This window comes from Novosphingobium sp. PC22D (genome assembly GCF_002556635.1).
Lineage (GTDB): Bacteria > Pseudomonadota > Alphaproteobacteria > Sphingomonadales > Sphingomonadaceae > Novosphingobium.
Window position 1 is genome coordinate 1 of sequence record NZ_MWMO01000051.1, and the last position, 1,028, is coordinate 1,028.

1 pseudogene is annotated in these 1,028 nt (G+C 63.1%); it reads left to right on the forward strand.

Features of this window, described 5'->3' with window-relative positions:
* Positions 1–145: 145 nt before the first annotated feature.
* Positions 146–957: pseudogene (locus tag B2G71_RS23565) on the forward strand (IS3 family transposase); the annotation flags it as partial.
* Positions 958–1,028: the final 71 nt, after the last annotated feature.

The following is a 1,028-nucleotide window of genomic DNA, read 5'->3' on the forward strand; positions in this document are numbered from 1 at the left end:
TCGATGAACTCTGGAAATCAAAGCCCGATGTCTTTATCGTTCAACCAACCCATCACATGCTGGGACCAAACACCTAGCCTGGTCTGAGCCCCTAGATTTCCTCCAGCGTTGAGTAGAGTCCGGCCCTGGCGAGGAGACGGACGAGATGAAGCGGAGCAGGTTCAGCGAGGAGCAGATCTTCGCTGTTTTGAAGGAGCAGGAGGCTGGGATGCCGACGGCGGATGTGTGCCGCCGCCACGGGATCAGTTCGGCGACCTTCTACAAATGGAAGTCGAAGTATGGCGGGCTGGAGGTGTCCGAGGCGAGGCGCCTGCGTCAGCTGGAGCAGGAGAATGAGCGGCTGAAGAAGCTGCTGGCGGACTCGATGCTCGACAACGCGATGCTCAAGGAGATCAGCGCAAAAAAATTCTAGCGCCCGGTGCCAGACGGCAGGCGTTGGCTCATCTCCAGGAGGTCTTCGAGGTGAGCCAGCGTCGTGCCTGCGCGGTGCTGGGCGTGGACCGGACAATGGTGCGCTACGTCAGTCGTCGGCCTGACGACGCGGAGGCGCGCGAGCGTATCGGCGAGTTGGCCAGTCAGCGCCGTCGGTTCGGCTACCGGAGGCTGCACTGGCTGTTGTGCCGGGAAGGATGGGCCATGAACCACAAGAAGTTCCGGCGGCTCTATCGCGAAGAGAGGTTGCAGGTGCGCCGCCGTGGCGGTCGCAAGCGGGCCTTGGGCACGCGAGCACCGATGGTGATCCCGCAGGGCCCGAACCAGCGCTGGAGCCTGGACTTCGTATCCGATGCCTTCGCCTGCGGACGCAGGTTCCGCATCTTCGCCGTGGTCGACGACTACAGCCGGGAGTGCGTGCGCCTTATCGCCGATACGTCGATCTCCGGCGCGCGGGTCGGGCGTGAGCTCGATGCAGCCGTGTTCGAGCGGATAGCACGTCCCCACACGATCGTCAGCGACAACGTCCTAGGTCGGGAAGCAGCGGCGGAAAACGGCCAGAAGGTCTCGTTGCGCCGATCACGATCAGCGCTGAT